Annotated in this window: 18 protein-coding genes and 1 tRNA gene; 8 read left to right on the top strand and 11 right to left on the bottom strand. The window is 40.4% G+C overall.

The genetic code is table 11. The features are described 5' to 3' along the window. Positions 1–51 precede the first annotated feature (51 nt). From COCH_RS06015 to COCH_RS05980, 8 genes are all read left to right on the top strand, one after another. Complete coding sequence (locus COCH_RS06015) at positions 52–996, top strand: transporter (protein WP_015782370.1); 945 nt, start codon at positions 52–54, stop codon at positions 994–996. Then, a complete protein-coding gene (locus COCH_RS06010; protein WP_015782369.1) occupies positions 977–2,107 on the top strand; it encodes a GNAT family N-acetyltransferase in 1,131 nt (376 codons plus the stop codon). The genes COCH_RS06015 and COCH_RS06010 overlap by 20 nt, the downstream gene beginning before the upstream one ends. A gap of 7 nt (positions 2,108–2,114) precedes the next feature. Beyond that, the gene (locus COCH_RS06005) at positions 2,115–2,813 is read left to right on the top strand and encodes a ZIP family metal transporter (RefSeq protein ID WP_009417406.1); all 699 of its coding nucleotides are present in this window, start codon (positions 2,115–2,117) and stop codon (positions 2,811–2,813) included. Positions 2,814–2,840: 27 nt separating this feature from the next. Beyond that, positions 2,841–5,165, top strand: a complete 2,325-nt coding sequence (locus COCH_RS06000) for a glycoside hydrolase family 20 protein (RefSeq protein ID WP_015782368.1) — start codon at positions 2,841–2,843, stop codon at positions 5,163–5,165. A gap of 38 nt (positions 5,166–5,203) precedes the next feature. Further along, positions 5,204–5,446 carry a hypothetical protein gene (locus tag COCH_RS05995; RefSeq protein ID WP_015782367.1) on the top strand — a complete coding sequence of 81 codons (243 nt, stop codon included), beginning with the start codon at positions 5,204–5,206 and terminating at the stop codon, positions 5,444–5,446. Between the two features lie 3 nt (positions 5,447–5,449). Beyond that, the gene (locus tag COCH_RS05990; RefSeq protein ID WP_015782366.1) at positions 5,450–5,758 is read left to right on the top strand and encodes a type II toxin-antitoxin system YafQ family toxin; all 309 of its coding nucleotides are present in this window, start codon (positions 5,450–5,452) and stop codon (positions 5,756–5,758) included. A gap of 120 nt (positions 5,759–5,878) precedes the next feature. Further along, the gene (locus COCH_RS05985; RefSeq protein WP_015782365.1) at positions 5,879–7,261 is read left to right on the top strand and encodes a dipeptidase; all 1,383 of its coding nucleotides are present in this window, start codon (positions 5,879–5,881) and stop codon (positions 7,259–7,261) included. Between the two features lie 215 nt (positions 7,262–7,476). Then, a tRNA-Asn gene (locus COCH_RS05980) sits at positions 7,477–7,550 on the top strand. A gap of 726 nt (positions 7,551–8,276) precedes the next feature. On the opposite strand, the gene COCH_RS05975 is transcribed toward COCH_RS05980, so the two are convergent. The 11 genes from COCH_RS05975 to recF form a co-directional block, all read right to left on the bottom strand. Next, positions 8,277–9,704 (bottom strand): NupC/NupG family nucleoside CNT transporter, encoded by a 1,428-nt coding sequence (locus COCH_RS05975; protein WP_015782364.1) that lies wholly within the window; start codon positions 9,702–9,704, stop codon positions 8,277–8,279. Positions 9,705–9,716: 12 nt separating this feature from the next. Beyond that, positions 9,717–10,325 (bottom strand): bifunctional nuclease family protein, encoded by a 609-nt coding sequence (locus COCH_RS05970; protein WP_015782363.1) that lies wholly within the window; start codon positions 10,323–10,325, stop codon positions 9,717–9,719. A gap of 155 nt (positions 10,326–10,480) precedes the next feature. Further along, a complete protein-coding gene (locus tag COCH_RS05965; protein ID WP_015782362.1) occupies positions 10,481–10,927 on the bottom strand; it encodes a copper resistance protein NlpE N-terminal domain-containing protein in 447 nt (148 codons plus the stop codon). A 20-nt stretch (positions 10,928–10,947) separates the two neighbouring features. Next, positions 10,948–12,402: a sensor histidine kinase gene (locus tag COCH_RS05960; protein ID WP_015782361.1), complete on the bottom strand. Its 1,455-nt coding sequence runs from the start codon at positions 12,400–12,402 to the stop codon at positions 10,948–10,950. Positions 12,403–12,421: 19 nt separating this feature from the next. Continuing rightward, positions 12,422–12,772 carry an SPOR domain-containing protein gene (locus COCH_RS05955; protein WP_015782360.1) on the bottom strand — a complete coding sequence of 117 codons (351 nt, stop codon included), beginning with the start codon at positions 12,770–12,772 and terminating at the stop codon, positions 12,422–12,424. Positions 12,773–12,782: 10 nt separating this feature from the next. Beyond that, positions 12,783–13,469 (bottom strand): hypothetical protein, encoded by a 687-nt coding sequence (locus COCH_RS05950; RefSeq protein WP_015782359.1) that lies wholly within the window; start codon positions 13,467–13,469, stop codon positions 12,783–12,785. 35 nt (positions 13,470–13,504) lie between these two features. After that, complete coding sequence (pyrR, locus tag COCH_RS05945) at positions 13,505–14,065, bottom strand: bifunctional pyr operon transcriptional regulator/uracil phosphoribosyltransferase PyrR (RefSeq protein WP_015782358.1); 561 nt, start codon at positions 14,063–14,065, stop codon at positions 13,505–13,507. 5 nt (positions 14,066–14,070) lie between these two features. Then, positions 14,071–16,560: an O-antigen ligase family protein gene (locus COCH_RS05940; RefSeq protein ID WP_015782357.1), complete on the bottom strand. Its 2,490-nt coding sequence runs from the start codon at positions 16,558–16,560 to the stop codon at positions 14,071–14,073. A 61-nt stretch (positions 16,561–16,621) separates the two neighbouring features. Continuing rightward, entirely contained in the window at positions 16,622–16,945 is a 324-nt protein-coding gene (locus COCH_RS05935) for a type II toxin-antitoxin system RelE/ParE family toxin (protein ID WP_015782356.1), read from the bottom strand. Beyond that, the gene (locus COCH_RS05930) at positions 16,935–17,153 is read right to left on the bottom strand and encodes an addiction module protein (protein ID WP_015782355.1); all 219 of its coding nucleotides are present in this window, start codon (positions 17,151–17,153) and stop codon (positions 16,935–16,937) included. Before COCH_RS05930 ends, COCH_RS05935 begins: the two co-directional genes overlap by 11 nt. 71 nt (positions 17,154–17,224) lie before the next feature. After that, positions 17,225–18,343 carry a DNA replication/repair protein RecF gene (gene recF / locus COCH_RS05925; RefSeq protein WP_041546733.1) on the bottom strand — a complete coding sequence of 373 codons (1,119 nt, stop codon included), beginning with the start codon at positions 18,341–18,343 and terminating at the stop codon, positions 17,225–17,227. Between the last annotated feature and the right edge of the window lie 37 nt (positions 18,344–18,380).

Here is an 18,380-nt window from a genome sequence, read left to right as displayed (position 1 = left end):
GTATAGTAAAAAACTTTTTCCTACCTTTGTCGCCTAAAATATTCACATACAATGAAGAAAATATACTTGCTAATGCTTTGTGCTTTTCCGTTTTTGGCAAAGGCACAATACACTGAAATTATTAACTCAAACCTCCCAGGCACTTCACAAAGTGCTTATGCAGTAGGGGCGAGAGTATTACAATTTGAAGGAGGTTTATGGTACGAGCACAACCACCACAAAGAGACAGGCACTTCTATGGATTTTACGGGAATGAACTATGCAGTGCGTTATGGTTTTTATAAAGAAGAATTGGAAGTGATGCTCAATGGTACTCTTGCTTATGACCGTACAATTGCATCTAATGGTACGACTTCGCACTTTGGCTTTGTGAACAATACTATCGGAGCTAAGTATTTACTCTTTAAACCTGCTTTTTTAGATGAAGAGCCGAGTATTTACAGTTGGAAGGCTAATAACTCTTTTAGATGGCGCAATCTCACACCTTCCATATCTCTTTATGCAGGGGTGAATTTCTTACCAAACAAGCGATATTACTACGAGTCAATACCGGCACTCTCTCCCAAAGTAGCAGCTATCTTTCAAGCAGAGCCTATCCCTCGTGTGGTGTTGGTAGCAAACGGTATCATTGATAGATTCTTAAGCGGTAAAAACACCGAATACAGCTATTTGTTCACCGTTACTCATAACTTAGACAATGGTTGGTTTAGTATCTTTGCAGAACATCAAGGTATTCACAGCCAGCATTACAACGACCAGATTACGCGTCTTGGCGTTGCCTTCTTGCTTTCCGATAAAATACAACTCAATGCCGATATGGGCTTTGGCTGGAAAGATACCCCACAACGCTATATGGGATTGTTCGGGGCTTCTTATCGCATCGATAACCACAACAGCTATATCAAGAAGGTATTGAGTGAAACAATAGAAACCACCAAAATACAACACAAGAAAAAACCTAAAAGAAACAGACGTAATGCCATTGATCCTGATTAAAGAACTCACCACTAAAAAGGAACTTACCGAGTTTGTGAAGTTTCCTTTGTCTTTATACAAAAACAACCCTTATTGGGTACCGCCTCTCATCAGTGACGAGGTAGCCTCTTTTGACAAAACCAAGAACCCTGTATTCGACAATGCCGAAGCCTTCTTTTACGGAGCTTACAATGAGAAAGGTAAAATGGTAGGGCGCGTAGTAGCTATTATTAATCAGCACGACCTTAAACAGAGTATAAAGAAAGTGCGGTTTGGTTGGCTGGATATGATAGACGACATTCAAGTAACACAAGCTCTCTTGGATAAGGTAGCTGAAAAAGCCCGTGAGTATCAATTGGAGTATATGGAAGGTCCTATGGGCTTTTCGAGTATGGATAAGGTGGGCTTGCTCACTGAGGGCTACGAACATATCTCGAATATGATGACGTGGTATAACTATCCTTATTATAATCGGCATTTAGAGCAATTAGGCTTCACTAAAGAAAAAGGCTTTATCGATATGTCTTTCCTTATAGAGAATGCTAAACCCGAATTGTTCAAAAAAACAGCCGAAGCCATTAAAAAACGTTATGGCGTAAAACTTATCGATACCGCCACTACCAAAGAAGTGCTCAAGCACGTAGATGCAATGTTTGACCTTTACAACGAAACCTATTCTAAGTTAGCCTCCTACGTGCCTATAAGCGAACGTCAGCGAGAGTACTTCAAACAAAAGTATATCCCTTTTATCAATCCTGAGTATATACGTTTTATTGAAGATAAGGACGGTAAACTGATATGTTTTGCCATTGTGATGCCTTCGTTCTCTAAAGCATTACAAAAGGCAAAAGGCAAACTCTTCCCTTGGGGTTGGTGGTATTTATTACAATCGAAACGACATCACGATACGGTGGAGTTCTACCTTATTGGGGTAGCCCCCGAATACCAAAGTAAGGGTATTCCCGCCTTGTTGTTCGACTATTATTATGATATATTCACCCGCAATGGGGTTACTCATTGCGTGATTACACCTGAACTCGAAGAAAATATTGCTATTCAGCAACTCTGGAAGAGCTTTGACCCGGTTATCTTTGCTCGCCGTGCTACCTTTAAAAAACAGGTAAGAGATTAAATGTAAAATGAATTATCTTCTCCCTTTTCTGGCAGTAGTATTAGGCTACTCATTCGTTACCTTTTTTAAACCTGCCCAACAACAATACACCAAATTACTACTCTCTTTCAGTGGCGCTTACCTATTGGCACTCACTGTATTCGTGCTGATACCCGAAGTATATCACTCTCACGATGAGCACACGCAAGATTTTAAATACATAGGACTTTTTGTGATAGTAGGAGTACTCTTGCAAATTGTCTTAGAGTTCTTTTCGCACGGAGCCGAACACGGCCACACCCAGCACCCACACCCACACCAGCATAGTGCTTTTCCTCTCTCACTGTTTATCAGCCTTAGTATTCACTCGATTTTAGAAGGTTTCCCGCTATCTCACGGACATAATCACGACCTTGTGTATGGTATATTCGTGCACAAACTGCCTGTGGCTATTGTGCTCACTACTTTTTTTGTGAATTCGGGGGTGAACAAGTGGAAGACAGCACTGTTTTTACTCTTTTTTGCCCTAATGACGCCATTAGGCACTTTTTTAAGTAATACAGTACCAAGCCTTGTCAATTACCAAACGGAGCTTTCGGCTATTGTAATAGGTATTTTCTTGCATATTTCTACCGTTATCTTATTTGAAAACTCCGAAGGACATCGCTTTAACCTATTAAAGTTTTTAAGTGTTTGTGTGGGATTTGTGGTAGCGTATCTTACTTAGTAAATTGACCAATTAACAGATTAACCAATGAAGACGATAAAAAAATTCTTATGCATTAGTGTTTTATGGGTAATAGCTTGTCAGCCCCCTAAGAAAGAAGTTGTTTTCAGTGAAAACGACCTTAATGTTATCCCTCGACCTCAATCGCTCACTATGGGTAAGGGTAGTTTCCGGTTTACTAAGGAAACTATTTTTGTAAGCGATGTTTCTTTAACAGCTGCAGCCAGACTTTTTGCAGAGCAGTTCGAGAGAGCATCTGGTATCAAATTGCCCATCAAAAAAGAGGCAGTAACAACAAATTACATTGCTCTTGTAGTTGATAAATCTCTGCCAAAAGAAGGTTACTCCCTTGTGGTACAACCTGAACATATATCCATAGTCGCTGCCGACTACAACGGGGCGCTTTATGCCCTCGAAACGCTGCGTCAGCTACTGCCTAAAGAGTTTGAAAGCACTACACCCGTGAAGACTGATTGGGCGGTGCCCGCAGTTACCATCACTGATGTTCCTCAGTACGCTTGGCGCGGATTGATGCTGGACGTCTCTCGCCATTTCTTCCCCAAGGAATATATACTGAAAACTCTCGACCGTATGGCAATGCTCAAGCTCAATACCTTCCACTTCCACTTAGTAGACAATGAAGGTTGGCGCATAGAAATTAAAAAGTATCCTAAACTTACCGAAATAGGTGCGTGGCGTGTAGACCAAGAAGATAAACTATGGAATGAGCGCACTCCTAACTCCGCCAACGCCTTTGCTAATCCTGCGACAGCTCCTAAAAAATACGGGGGGTTCTATACCCAAGAAGATATTAAAGAGATTGTAGCCTACGCCTCTGCACGTGGCATTACGGTAATCCCCGAAATAGAAATGCCTGCCCACGCAATGAGTGCCATAGCGGCTTACCCCGAACTGTCTTGTCACAAACGCCCCATAGGAGTACCCTCAGGCGCGGTGTGGCCTATCACCGATATCTATTGTGCGGGGCAAGAAGAGACTTTCACTTTCTTGGAAGATGTACTTACCGAAGTGATGGAGCTTTTCCCCAGTAAATACATTCACGTAGGTGGCGATGAAGCCACTCACACCGAGTGGGAAAAATGCCCTAAATGTCAAGCTCGTATGAAAGACCACCATTTAAAAGATGTGCACCAACTACAGAGCTATTTTATCAAGCGTATAGATGATTTCTTATTATCCAAAGGGCGCACTTTGGTAGGTTGGGATGAGATAATGGACGGTGGTTTAGCTAACAATGCAGTGGTGATGAATTGGCGCGGTATCGAGGTAGGTAAAAAAGCCCTCGAACAAGGTAACCCTGTTGTCCTCACTAGCGATTGCTATATAGACAACTATCAAGGTCTTCCCGACTATGAGCCTCAAGCCAATGGTGGTTACTTACCGCTCAAAAAACTTTACCATTACAGTCTTGAAAAAGAAAACCTCAGCCCAGCACTGCAAAAAAATATTTTGGGTACGCAAGCCAACTTATGGGCAGAACACGTGGGTAGCACTGAACATTCGGAATATATGCTCTTTCCGCGATTGTTGGCACTTGCTGAAATCAGTTGGACAGCCGATAACTTGAAGAATTGGGACAACTTTATAAATCGCACTCAAGCCTTTATGAAGCGCTTGGACGTGATGAAGGTGAACTATGCCCGCTCTATGTACCAAGTAGTGCCTACCGTTGAAAACCAAAAGGGGAATATCTTTCTAAAATTAGACTGTGAAATCCCCAACGCCGACATTCGCTACGCTTTAGGAGATACTCCTATAGAGAAAGCTACGAAATACCATCAGCCTATTGGGCTGAATCGAAGCACGACCTTTAAAGCAACTGTTTTCAGTGGAAAAGCGACCAACACCATTTCCACTGGAGAGGTAACATTCCACAAAGCGATAGATAAGAAAGTAAGTTACAGTCCACTTTATCACAAGAGTTACCAAGGGCAAGGAGAAGCGACGCTCACCAATGTCATTCGCGGCAGCAAAAACTTTCACGATGGGCAATGGCTCGGTTGGTTAGGCAACGATGTAACCCTCACCCTTAATTTAGAGCAGGCTACTGAGGTGAGAGAGGTGCGCATAGGAGCAATGGATGCCCAAGCATCTGGTATTTACTTCCCCATAAAATTTATGGTATTCCTTTCAAACGACGGTAAAAACTACCGTGAAGTAGCAACTCACAATGAGCCTTGTGTAGTAAGAGGGAAAGTCACCTTAAAAGATTTTGTGTTGAAGTTTAGTCCAACGGAAGCACGCTATATCAAGCTCACCCTCAAAAACGTAAAAACACCTCCAAAAGGAGGTGATGCTTGGCTTTTTATAGATGAAATTTTGGTATTTTAGAAAAATAATGTACCTTTGTTGCGTAAAAGAAGAAAAATATGGAAACAATTACAGTTGCCTTACCCAAAGGACTTTCATTGAAAAATGCTAAATCTGTACTTGAAAGTCTCAACTTTAAAATAATAGAGACTTTTGAAGAAACTCCTCGTTTACGAAGGGGAGAAAACATTCCAAATGAGACTACTCAAAAAGCCTTAGAAGAAGCAGAAAGACTTATAAACGATCCTAACACAAAATACTTTACAAATGTAAAAGAATTAATAGCCTCTTTAAATGATTAAGTTATGGATAATATTAACAGAAATGTATATGAAATAACTTATACTGGACAGTTTAAAAAAGACTATAAAAAGTATAGAAGTAATAAAAACAAAATCCTAAAGATTGAAGATACTATTGCTTTATTAGAAGAGGGAGGAGTAGATAACTTACCTAAATCAATGAAAGCCCATTTTCTCACAGGAAATTATAAAGGACATTTGGAATGCCATATAGAACCTGATTTACTTATCATTTGGTTACAATACGATGAAGAGAGGAAAAGAATACTTTTAGTTAGGCTAGGTTCTCATTCAGAATTGTTTAGCAAATAATTTTACCAAAGGATATAACTATATATTTTAAAAAACACACAACAATAACACAAAAAGAAAAAAACACCCTGCTACGGTTGCAGAATTGTAAATTATTAATTGTAAATTGTTAATTGACATATGGATTCAGTAAAAAATTATATCAATGAAAACAAAGACCGCTTTATTGCGGAACTGATAGAACTGCTTAAAATGCCTTCTATTAGTGCCGATGCTGCCTATTCTCAGGATATGCTCAACACTGCCGATGCCGTAAAAAACGCCTTAGAGAAGGCTGGCTGCGACAAGGTAGAAATATGTGAAACCCCTGGCTACCCTATCGTCTATGGCGAAAAAACTATCGACCCTGCCCTGCCTACTGTTTTAGTATATGGGCACTATGATGTACAACCCGCCGACCCTATTGAGCTTTGGGAATCTGACCCCTTTGAGCCTGTTATCAAAAAAACCGATATTCACCCTGATGGAGCTATCTTCGCTCGTGGGGCTTGCGACGACAAAGGGCAAATGTTTATGCACGTGAAAGCCCTTGAATATATGGTGAAAAACAACGTGCTCCCTTGCAATGTGAAGTTTATGATTGAAGGCGAGGAAGAAATAGGCTCAGGAAGCCTTAGTTGGTTTGTAAAAAACAACCACGAAAAACTCAAAAACGATATTATTCTCATTTCCGATACCAGTATGCTGGCTAACGACACCCCTTCTATCACTACGGGCTTACGAGGACTTAGCTATGTGGAAGTGGAGGTTACCGGTGCCAACCGAGATTTGCACTCTGGTTTATACGGTGGTGCCGTAGCAAACCCTATCAACGTGCTTACTAAAATGATTGCTTCTTTGCACGACGAGAACAACCGCATTACCATTCCGCATTTTTACGACAAAGTAGAAGAGCTCTCACAAGCTGAACGCGATGAAATGGCAAAAGCACCTTTCTCACTCGAAGCCTACAAAAAAGCCTTAGATATCGATGAGGTATATGGCGAAAAAGGCTATACTACTACCGAGCGTGCCTCTATACGTCCTACCCTTGATGTAAATGGTATCTGGGGAGGCTATACAGGGCAAGGAGCTAAAACGGTTATCCCAAGTAAGGCTTATGCCAAAATATCAATGCGCTTAGTGCCTAACCAAGACAACCACGAAATTACCGAGCTCTTCACCAAACACTTTGAGAGTATCGCACCAGCAGGTGTGCGCGTGAAAGTAACTCCGCACCACGGCGGACAAGGCTATGTAACTCCTACCGATACGCCTGCTTACCAAGCAGCAGTAAAAGCCTGCCAAGCGAGCTTCGGGAAAGAACCTATACCTGTGCGTTCAGGTGGTAGTATTCCTATTGTAGCTCTTTTTGAAGAAGAATTAGGTAGCAAATCTATTCTCTTAGGCTTTGGTTTAGATAGCGATGCTATCCACTCGCCTAATGAACACTACGGTATTTTCAACTTCCTAAAAGGTATTGAAACCATTCCGTGGTTCTATCACTACTTCGTAAACAAGTAATACGAGTTACATAAATAGTAATAAGGACTTTACCAAAACTCGTAGCACGAGAGGCTATTAAATTTTTGGTAAAGTCTTTTTATATTATTATTGAAAATAAACGACTTAGCAATACAACTAAAAAATATTAAATATTTTTCTGCTTAAAAATTTGCAGGTTTCAAAAATAGTTGTACCTTTGCACCGCAATTAAGGAAAACATAAGTAGAAAATATTCCTCCTTAGCTCAGTTGGTTAGAGCATCTGACTGTTAATCAGAGGGTCACTGGTTCAAGTCCAGTAGGGGGAGCAACAAAAAAGCACTTACATAATGTAAGTGCTTTTTTTATTTTATCTTCTTATAAAGCCCATTCTTTAGCTCGGTTGTGAGTATTCCACATTCTTTCATACAATTCACTCTCTTGTAACAACTGACTATGAGTGCCCATAGCGTTGATTTCGCCTTTGTTGAATACAATAATCTGGTTGGCTATCTGGTGTGAAGATTAGTTAGAGTTTTTGGAGAGGGAATAGAGATTAAGGCACTACGAAAGGAAACGGAGAAGTTCGGAAGAGGTAATTCAGGTAAAAGGTAAAAAATGAGCTGTAAGGAGGGTGGGGTTAGCTTATAGAGAGCTTATAGGAAGCTTATACGAATCTTGGACGATTGGTATAGAAAGGGTATATAAGTAGTTGATTCATACTGTGATACAACAAGGCTAAAAATGTTAAAAACAGGGTTTCGAGGCAAAAGAAAGAGAAATCCTCACCCCGATCACATACTCTCCTATTCGGAGACTTCTCCCAAGGAGAGGGGGAATGTAGTGACGGAAAGGAGAAGGTATAATTAGAGAATTAGAAAATTAACAGATTAGGTGTCAGCCAGACAAGTAGTGTGAGCTACACGGGGGATTGTAGCAAAATAGGCAATAAAAAACTTTGCCAAAGTTGTAGAACGATAGGTGTTCAGAACCTTTGGCAAAGTATGTATGATATAAAAAGCGATTTTAAGCTTGTGTTATTTAGAAAAGTGTGGTTATCCGATAATCATTCCGGCGATAGTTGCGGATAACAGAGAGGCTAAAGTGCCTCCAAGAACGGCTTTTAAGCCGAATTGAGAGAGGGTTTTGCGTTGGTTGGGGGCTAAGGCTCCTATGCCTCCTATTTGAATGCCTATGGAGGCGAAATTGGCAAAACCGCAAAGCATATAGGTAGCCATAATGATAGATTTGTTATACATTAGGTGAGGAGCACTCGTCATATCTTTTAGAGCAGCTAACTGAGTGTAAGCTACAAATTCCGAGGAGGAGAGCTTAATACCGAGCAATTGTCCCATCAGCATAACGTCTTCTTTGGCAATACCAGCGAGCCACATAACGGGTGAGAAAACGGTACCTAAAATCATTTCTAAAGAGAGTCCGTTATAAGGAGTGTTGCTGGCTATGATATTGTTGAGATGTGTTTGATAACCTACCCAATTAAAGAAATAATTAATCATTGCGATAAAAGCCACAAATACTAAAAGCATAGCCGCTACATTGGCAGCGAGTTTAAGTCCTTCGGTAGTACCATTGGCGATAGCGTCGAGCACATTGGAACCTACATTCTCCATAGAGACGTGCGAATCGTTAGAGAATTGCTCGGTTTGAGGGCATAGCATCTTGGAAACTACAATAGCACCGGGGGCTGCCATTACGGAAGCTGCTAAGAGGTGTCGGGCGAAGAGCAAGCGCATTTGGGGATCGTCGCCACCGAGGTATTGGATATAAGCAGCCATTACGCCTCCTGCTACGGTAGCCATTCCGCCTATCATCACAAGGAGGATTTCGGAGCGAGTCATTTTGGCTAAATAGGCTTTAATCATCAGAGGGGCTTCGGTTTGTCCTAAGAAGATGTTCCCCGTAACCGAAAGACTTTCGGCACCTGAGATATTCAGCAGTTTAGATAATGCCCACGCCATACCACGCACTATTACCTGAATAACACCTAAATAGAACAATAGGGAGGTGAGTGCAGAAAAGAAGATGATGGTGGGGAGCACTTGGAAAGCGAAGATATAGCCTATGCTATTGGTATCGACTAAGTTACCGAGGAGAAACTGACTGCCTGCTCTTGTAAAATCTAATATGAGCACAAAGATACTACCGGCAAAATCGAAGGCGTCTTGTATAAAGCCTACTTTTAGAATACCTATTGCAATGGAGAGTTGTAGGGCTAAGCCTATGCCAATAGTCTTCCAATTAATAGCGCGCCTATTGCTACTGAAAAGATAGGCGATAAACAGGAGGGTAATCATACCTACCACGCCACGAGTAAAACTTTCGAGAGAGAAACCTTCGCTAGCGACAGCCTTCATTACTTGTGTAGTGGCGGTTTGTGTAGTAGGAGATTGTGTAGCGTCTTGGGCGACACTTATGAGTGGTAAAAGGAAGCTAAGGCTTCCGATGGTTATGTTTTTTTTCATTGGTATATAGTTTTAAAAAGTACTATCGCGTTTAGAGATTTCATCTCTGATAAGCGCTGCCATTTCGTAATCTTCATTTTCGATACAGTCATTTAGCATTGTTTTTAGTTCGGGTAAGGCGTATTTAGTATATCTGTTTCGGCTGCTGTCTTCCTCATCAACATTGTCTAACGAAGGGCTTATGGTATTGGAGGGCTCATCGTTGAGCAAAGGGATATAAATGCCGGCTCTTTGAATGATATCTCGATAGGTGTAGATGGGTGCGTTGCAACGCAAGGCAATGGCGATGGCATCGCTGGTACGAGCTTCGATGGTGTATTCTTGACCATTTTGTATACAGAGGATATTGGAGTAGAAAATGCCTTCTTCTAATTTGTAAATCACGACTCTTTTTATCTGTATACTGAAAGTATCGGCGAATATCTTGAAGAGGTCGTGTGTAAGGGGTCGAGGAGGTACAAGACTCTTCTCTAATTCCAAGGCAATAGATTGTGCTTCAAAGGTACCAATGACGATGGGTAGCTTTAAATCGGTCTCGACCTCGTGCATTATAAGCACAAAGGCATCGTTCTGCGATTGATTGTATGATATCCTTTTTATGAAAAGACGCACTAAATCCATTGGAAGGTTACTAACATAAAATACAAATTAGGGGGTAAAGTTATAACAATTATTTTAACTACAAAAGATTTTTAACATATTTTTTCTTCTTTGTAAAAGAAAAGGCTGTTCAATACAAGATTGAACAGCCTTCGCATTACATAAGATTTTACTTGTTACATTTGTTTGGTAAGAGTATATTCTTTTACCATTTTAGGTTCTTTACCATCTTCACCTACCTGTACGATATTATCGCCTTTGGTAATATAGAAAGATTTGTGATTATCAGCTTTAGAAACGAGTGTAAAACCTTTATCAGTGCGTTCTACTTTACCTTCTTCTTTAGATTCGAAGTTTTTGCTTGCACAGTTTTCTTGTTTTACATAGGTGTCATCGGCATAGAGATGGATAACGGTAGCCATTCCGCCGCAATCGGCAGCAGGAAGAGTACCTACATAAGTAGCTAACAATTGAGGAGTTACCATTTTTTCTACTTTTTCAGCAGCATTCTCCATCATAGTAGTGGTTTCACTTACTACAGTGTTAGCAGTTTGTGAAGGATTGTTTTGGCAGGAGGCGAGCATAAGCACAGCAACTCCCAATGTTAAGATGTGATTTTTCATAAAATATAATGTTTATTTATTTACTTATTCAAAAAGTGTACCAATACTACAGTAAATTCACTTCCCTTTCCTACTTCGGAAGTAAAATGAATGCTACCCCCGTAGGAAAGTACGATGTTTTTCACCATTGCTAATCCCAAGCCACTACCACTGGTTTTGGTAGTGAATTTTGGTTCGAATATCTTTTCTTTATCGGCGTCGGGGATACCCGTACCATTGTCTTTTACTTTTAGAGTAATATCGGTATCGGTTTTATTAAGGCTCACTTCAATAGAAGGAAAAGGTTCGTTTTCGGTAGCTTGTAGCGCATTTTTCACCAAATTGGTAACTACACGACCGAGCTGGTCTTTATCGAATACACTTATAATCTCATCGTGAGAATGGGAGAAGTGAATTTCATCAGAATTAAAGATATCTAAAGTGCGTTTGATAACAGACACAAAATCGAATTCCTCATCGTTTTTAGCAGGCATATTGGTAAGTGCTGAGAAGGCAGTAGAAATATTACTCAATATGTCTATCTGTTGGATAAGAGATTCGCAGAATTCATTAGTTTGTTCAGCGGTTTGAGGCTCTCGAAGGGCTTTGCGTTGATAACTTTGCACGGAGAGACGCATAGGAGTAAGAGGATTTTTGATTTCGTGTGCTACCTGCTTTGCCATATCGCGCCACGCTTGTTCGCGTTCGGATTGCGCCAAAAGGGCTTTGCTGTTCTCAATCTCATCAATCATTCCGTTATAGGCATTTACCAACTCGGTAATCTCGGTAGGGGCAGACTTGAGAAGTATCTTTTCGTTTTGGGAAAGTAAACGAGTTTTCTCTAAACGACCTTCGATGGTTTTAAGCGATTTGGTAATATATTTAGAGATGAAGTAAGCTACCGTAAGGGCAACTACCAAGAGCGAGAAATACACCATCGCTAAGTTGTACAGCGACCCTTTTAAAGCGCGCTCGTTGAAGGTGTCGTTCTCGAAATAAGGAATGTTGAGAATAGCGATAGGCTTGAACTGCAAATCGGTAATATAACTGTAAGAAGTTTGGTAACCACGCCCTGCAAATTCGTGGTGCTCAACAAGACGTTTATTGAGTGTAGCGGAAAGCTGATGCAATACATCAGGAGGAATGAAAAACGCATCTTGGTCGGGGGATAGAGAGGCTTTGGAGCTTTTTAGTAGCACACCGTCGAGGTCATAGAGGGCAAAGTTTAGGTTTTGGATATTGGCAATGCTGTAGATATCCTCCCGAAAGATAAGAGGTATATAAGGGGTTTCGACAGGGAAAGTGGTTTGCGAGAATACATATTGTATCTGCATCTTGATTTGGTTTTCCTTGTCGATAAGTCGCTCATCGTGATATTCTAATGCCTGTTTTTTATACTGCCCAATCATTACGAAAGCTAAGATAGCAAAAGCTACTAGCACGAGTAGGGTCATACTGAGGAATATCTGAAAGCGAAGGGTGTTTTTTTTAAACATAGTGTCCCCTTATTATGGATTATTTTAAGCCTATTACAAAGGATGCAGGATAAGATTTTTTAATCTCTACAAGTTTCTTCTCAGCCTCTAAACGCGTACGGAAACTACCAAGGCGCACTTTGTAGTTAGGCGACTCAAAAGTGAGCAAAACAGGGTATTGTTTGTATTTGCTTTTGGCATCGAGCATTACTTTATTAGCTTCGGTGATATTGCCATTATAGATTTGTACTTGGAAAGCACTCTCGGTACGAGCTATTTCCTTTTTGAGTTCCATAGCATCGGCTATATTCTTTTCCTGACTAATAGTTATTTGTGCATAGGATGCGCTTGTAAGCAATAGTATTCCAGCTATAAATATGTTTTTCATCATCGATATAAATTTAATTCTTTTGTTTTCTTTGGCGTAAGAACCAATACAATTTACTAAATCCAAAGCCTATGCCAAACAAGGCTATAAAGAAAGTAAATATACCTCCCAATACTTTTAAATTGATAGGTTCACTTTTGGGAACGTAGAGTATTTGTCCGTTAGCAGTACCTATAAGTCCTAAGAGAGTGATAAGCAAACTCACCAAAAAGTGTAGTTCTAAGCGCAGGTCTTTCTCGGGTAACAGCTTTTGAAGACCCCAAGAACCTAATATTATGAAAACTACCACGCTCGCACCTATCCAAAAGGCAATATGCTCAAACGATACCCCTGTATAATAAAAGATGGCTTGAGTGAGCACATAGAACAATGCAGGAAAAATAAGCAGGTTAGGATACCACTGCAAAACTTTATGCCAGCGACTTTCTTTACCTTTGAAAAGCGTCCGTAGTGAAGTAAAACAATACGCCATACACACAGCAGTCTCTACGGTGAGTAGTACGGTGATATTGCCAAGTACTTTGGGGTTGCTGAGCATTGTTTGGAGGGTAACTTGTGACTGCTCTGAGGCAAAATCAGTAGCCAACCATACAAACAAGAAACAAACAGCTGCAAATAACGCCTGTTGCCACAGTTTCCAAAAACTGAGTTTCAGCACTACGTTCAGCATTATAAAGACTGTAAGAATTGCTATTACCATATCACATATCCCTTATCTCTTACTTACATTCTCAGCTACGCCAGCTCACCGACTTTACTTATTACCTCTACTGAGTCTTTTCCGTCGTTTTGTTTCCAGTGTACTACCACACGTTCATTATTGATAGCGTCTACTTGCTTACCGTTGTAATCGGGTTGTATGGGGAGATGACGACTAAAACGCCTATCAATAAGCACTAAGAGCTCTATTTCAGAAGGGCGCCCGAAGCTCTGTATGGCACTGAGAGCAGCGCGAATACTGCGCCCTGTGTAGAGCACATCGTCTATAAATACCACTCTCTTGTTTTCGACGATAAAGTCGACAGCAGTAGAGTTGGCTTCAAGAGGTCTACTTGTGCGCCTAAAATCGTCGCGAAAGAAAGTAATATCCAATAAGCCTAATGGAATATCAGCAATGTGGTATTCGTTAGTAAGTAGTTCTACCAATCGCTCAGCTAAATAAGTGCCACGGGGCTGGATACCGATAAAAACCGTATTCGAGAAATCGTTATGGTTTTCTATCAGCTCACAAGCGAGGCGGTGTAGCATTACTTGGAGTTCCTTCTCGCAGAGGATTTGTTTTGTATAGGTATTCATTTGACTTAAAAACTGAGGGTATTTAAGTTGCGTTGAGCATCGGCATTGCCCTCGCTAGCGGCTTTTTGGAAAAAGACTTTGGCGTTTGCTTTGTCGCCCAACATATAGTAGCAAGAGGCGCGATAATTATTCAGTACAGCATCTACGGGCACTCCTAAGCTCTCCATTTCAGCCATATCATTAATAGCCTTTTGGTATTGCTGCGTGTTGTAGTAACTAATAGCACGATACCTGAGCCCGTCTATATGAGCAGGTACTTTCTCCAAGAACTTCGTAAATATAGGAATTGCTTCAGCATAACGTTGCTGCAAATAGAGTTGCATTGCCTGAGTGTAAAGAGGGGCAAACTGTTCTACCTGCATACGCGAGATAATCTTGTTGCGGTTATTAATTATATCTTTATTATCGGGCAAATACACAATGGCACTATCTAAGGTAGCACGAGCATCAGCTATTAAGTTATTTTTCTCTTGCAGATAAGCCAAAGAGTTCCACGCTTGTACCTCACTGCGATTACCGCGAAGAGCGTCTCTATCTACATCTACGTGGAAACGGTTTTTCAGTATAGTTTTCCACTTAGGTTGTGGTTTCTGCACACTGTCTTTCTCCAAGCCTAAATACTGTTTGAGCAAGTGAATCGATTCTTGTTCTTTACCCATATTGTTCAGCGCAAAGGTCTCTAAATTTAGGTTACCGAAGAAATTTGGCTTTATCATTCGGGCTTTATGAGCATATTTATAAATACTATCGTTGTTTTTGTTCTCTTCCATAAAGTATGATACAGCAGTAAAATACTCAGGGCGCGCATCATAAGGGTGGTAATGAATGGAAGCCAATACTTTACGTGCCTCATCGAATTTCTTTTCGTCTATCAAGTAGCGCGCCTTTTCTACATCCACGGGCTCAGCCACTGCCGTGAGATTTGGAATACGAGGATAGTTGCGTATCAGGTAATCCGAAGGTGATTTAGTAGGACGCACCCCTTGTTGCTCTTCTTTTACCATACGTTGTATTTTAGAAGAATCAAAGTACATACGCTCTACTACTACATTCAAAACCATTGCCACCAGGGCTACTGCTCCTATAAAACCTACAACACTCATTGGCAATTTGCGCTCTTCTCCTTTTTTCTTACTGAAATACAATACTGCTAAGCCTACTGCTATCCCTACATAAATACCAAAGAGGGCTTGAATTTCGGGACGGTCTTGAGGAAAGTTAAAGAACGCATCGAACGAATAAGCAAAGAGACCAAACAATGGTAAGAAAAACCACTGTTCTTGCTCAGGATTCTTGTTTTTATAAGTGCCTCTTAGGAAATAATAAGCTGCCAAGAGGAAAATAGCCAAGAACGCCAACCCTGCAAAGATTCCCGCTTCGGCGGTGAGCTCCAAAAAGTCGTTATGGTTCTTATACATATAAATATAATGCGGACTATAAGAATTCTCATACTGTAAGAAGCGTACCTTCCAGTTACCAATGCCTACACCCAACAGTGGGTCATTCGGAATCATATCAGTAGTGGTAATCACCCAAGCAGTTTTACGCAAGTTGTTACTGGTATTCTCTTGGTTAGCTACCTCAGCTAAACGAGCCCCGAAACTGGTGCTTTGTCGCACTTGTTGAGGGTAGAGATAGTTCTGTACAAACGAGAAAATACCAAAAGCAAGAACTACCAAGCCTACGTGCATCAGTACTTTTACGCCCGTTTCACGGCGTTTTAAGATAAAATAGTCGATAGCACCATACGTGATGAAGATAAGCGTTGTAAGAATAGTTGCTAAATAGAAAGCACGGGTACTCATAAAGAAGATTGCCAAAGTACCGACTAAAACACCTATCCCTCCGATGATACGCAAGGTGTTTTTCTGAAAATAAAACAACCAGATAGCAAAAGGTATCTTAATAAACATAGCCGAAGCCAAAATATTCTTGTTAGAATACGAGCCTTTGATATTGTAATCGGCACTAATAGCCTTGATGATGCCTTTTACCCCGTCGAGGGTTACCAAAAAGTCATAACACAAAAGAATTGTCATCGCAACTGCCAAATGTACTAAACTCTTTTTGTTGTAAATTACCAAAGCCGATACCATCCAAGCAGCTGAGAAAGCTGTAAATATCTTAAAGAAGTGCAAAATCGCTTCTTCTATATCAATAGCTTTGGTAAACGAGAACAATGCCAATACCATTATCAGGCAGTAAGCAATCCCTATTTTATTGGTAAAAAAGCCAAACAGTAATTGTGTGCGTTCTCTGAATTCTTTAATAAAAAACACAAGCCCTACTACTATCAAGTTCAGAATAGCAAAGGTGTAAAACTTTGTAGCATTGGAGTCGAATGCCATCCAGTTAGGGGTAAGTACCGTTACATAGCCATAGGCAATGAGCAAGACACTCGCCAAAAGCTTCATACTCGAATTCCCTTCCTCACTCACTGTGGGGGTAGGTTTAATAGGATTCTTGCTGGGTGTTTTCTTCTTGTTGGGTTTCATCTTATGTATTTATATAATTTTTCTTAATTACTTATATCTTGATAGTTACCTCCAATTATAATCAGTCTTTTATACCAGAAATTCTATTGAATATTTGGTGTTCTTTTATTTGTTGTTTGGTGTTAATAATGGCTATGATAATCACTTCTGACAATTCTTCCAAAACAATATAATGAATTCCAAAGTGGAATCTTTTAGTAAAGAAAATACGAACCTCTTCATATTTCTTTGGAGCAAGAAAGGGAAAGTCTTTTAATGTTTCTATATAATCTACTATTTCATTATATGCTTCGAGACCTAAATTTTCTCTAAAAACATTGTAATAATCTATAACATCATTTAACTCTTTTTCTGCTCTGGGGTGGAAAATTAAACTAAATGACATACTTCTCTGATATTTTCTTCTTTACTTCTTCAAAAGGAATTCCAATAGAAGGGTTCTCTTTTATCTCTATAACTCTTCTATCCAACTCTTTTTTAAGAGAATCAGATAAAAAAGATTGTTCATACTCAAATTCCACTCCCATTTTTTCAAACAAAGAGGTCAATTCAGCTTTTTGTATTTCATTCTTAGGATACACTAATAAACACATATTATTTTAATTAACAATTAATATCTGTAAAAGTCACTTTCACATCTCATTTACCTTTTATCTCTTACCTCTTATCTGCTCTTATGGCTCTTACTGCCCGTGCGGCTCGCACCTATTTGAATCATCTCATACGCCAGTCCCGTTTGCTTTACTACATCTTCGGTGCGTTGCGGATGAGTATCGGTAATAAAAAGCTGTCCGAAATGTTTTTGAGTAACCAACTGCACCAACTGCGTTACGCGAGTATCGTCGAGCTTATCAAAAATATCATCTAAAAGCACTATGGGCGTAATCCCTAACGATTGCTTCAACACTTCAAACTGCGATAGCTTTAAGGCTATCAAAAACGACTTCTGTTGCCCCTGACTGCCATACTTCTTCATCGGGTAGCCCTCAATCTCAAAAAGCAAATCGTCCTTGTGAATACCTGCGGTAGTGTATTGCGCACTGCGGTCTCGCTCAGTATTTTCGACAAGCTGGGTAGCCAAATCACTTTGGTGCAAACTACTGTCGTAATGCAAACTCACTCGTTCCTTACCCCCCGAAATATACGCGTACTGCTCGCTAAAGATAGGCAAAAACTCTTCCATAAAAGTTCGCCGTTTCTCATAAATGTGTTGTCCTAAGGGTGCCAACTGCTCGTCGTAAATGTGCAAAGTCTCTAAAGAGAAAACGCCTCCTTCTGTCATTTGTTTCAGTAACGTATTGCGTTGCAAGAGCGTGCGATTGTAGCGCAAGAGCAGTTCTAAGTAAGCCCTATCAGTTTGCGAAATCACACTATCCAAAAACTTACGACGTGTTTCACTACCTTCTACTATCAAGTCGCGGTCGGAAGGTGAAATGAGCACCATAGGGTATTTACCTATATGGTCAGCCAGACGTTCATAGGCTTTACCGTTATGTTTCATCACTTTCTTCTGTCCTTTTTTAAGGCTACACACTATCTGTTCTTCACGTTCTTCTTGCCGAAACTGTCCTTCTATAAGATAAAACTCCTCGCCGTGGCGTACGTTCTGCACTGCCGAAGTAGTAAAGTAGCTCTTTGCCATACCTAAGTGATAAATAGCATCAAGCAGATTCGTTTTCCCTACACCATTATCTCCTACAAAACAGTTGATAGTAGGGCTAAAGGCATACGCTTGTGAGAGTATGTTCTTGTAGTTTACGACCGATATTTGTTTGAGAAACATCATTTGTTAGTGCAAAGGTACGAATAATTTGTGAATT

The organism is Capnocytophaga ochracea DSM 7271, assembly GCF_000023285.1.
Lineage (GTDB): Bacteria > Bacteroidota > Bacteroidia > Flavobacteriales > Flavobacteriaceae > Capnocytophaga > Capnocytophaga ochracea.
The sequence above is the reverse complement of the archived record's forward strand: the minus strand, read 5'-3'. Positions and strand labels throughout refer to the sequence as shown.

Coding starts and splice junctions, on each gene's coding strand:
- COCH_RS05970 (WP_015782363.1), bottom strand. CDS start 10,325: ATGGATTTAGTGCGTCTTTTCATAAAAAGGATATCATACAATCAATCG.
- COCH_RS05940 (WP_015782357.1), bottom strand. CDS start 16,560: ATGAAACCCAACAAGAAGAAAACACCCAGCAAGAATCCTATTAAACCT.
- COCH_RS05995 (WP_015782367.1), top strand. CDS start 5,204: ATGGAAACAATTACAGTTGCCTTACCCAAAGGACTTTCATTGAAAAAT.
- COCH_RS05935 (WP_015782356.1), bottom strand. CDS start 16,945: ATGTCATTTAGTTTAATTTTCCACCCCAGAGCAGAAAAAGAGTTAAAT.
- COCH_RS05950 (WP_015782359.1), bottom strand. CDS start 13,469: ATGGTAATAGCAATTCTTACAGTCTTTATAATGCTGAACGTAGTGCTG.
- COCH_RS05985 (WP_015782365.1), top strand. CDS start 5,879: ATGGATTCAGTAAAAAATTATATCAATGAAAACAAAGACCGCTTTATT.
- COCH_RS06000 (WP_015782368.1), top strand. CDS start 2,841: ATGAAGACGATAAAAAAATTCTTATGCATTAGTGTTTTATGGGTAATA.
- recF (WP_041546733.1), bottom strand. CDS start 18,343: ATGTTTCTCAAACAAATATCGGTCGTAAACTACAAGAACATACTCTCA.
- COCH_RS05990 (WP_015782366.1), top strand. CDS start 5,450: ATGGATAATATTAACAGAAATGTATATGAAATAACTTATACTGGACAG.
- pyrR (WP_015782358.1), bottom strand. CDS start 14,065: ATGAATACCTATACAAAACAAATCCTCTGCGAGAAGGAACTCCAAGTA.
- COCH_RS06005 (WP_009417406.1), top strand. CDS start 2,115: ATGAATTATCTTCTCCCTTTTCTGGCAGTAGTATTAGGCTACTCATTC.
- COCH_RS06010 (WP_015782369.1), top strand. CDS start 977: ATGCCATTGATCCTGATTAAAGAACTCACCACTAAAAAGGAACTTACC.
- COCH_RS05955 (WP_015782360.1), bottom strand. CDS start 12,772: ATGATGAAAAACATATTTATAGCTGGAATACTATTGCTTACAAGCGCA.
- COCH_RS06015 (WP_015782370.1), top strand. CDS start 52: ATGAAGAAAATATACTTGCTAATGCTTTGTGCTTTTCCGTTTTTGGCA.
- COCH_RS05965 (WP_015782362.1), bottom strand. CDS start 10,927: ATGAAAAATCACATCTTAACATTGGGAGTTGCTGTGCTTATGCTCGCC.
- COCH_RS05930 (WP_015782355.1), bottom strand. CDS start 17,153: ATGTGTTTATTAGTGTATCCTAAGAATGAAATACAAAAAGCTGAATTG.
- COCH_RS05960 (WP_015782361.1), bottom strand. CDS start 12,402: ATGTTTAAAAAAAACACCCTTCGCTTTCAGATATTCCTCAGTATGACC.
- COCH_RS05975 (WP_015782364.1), bottom strand. CDS start 9,704: ATGAAAAAAAACATAACCATCGGAAGCCTTAGCTTCCTTTTACCACTC.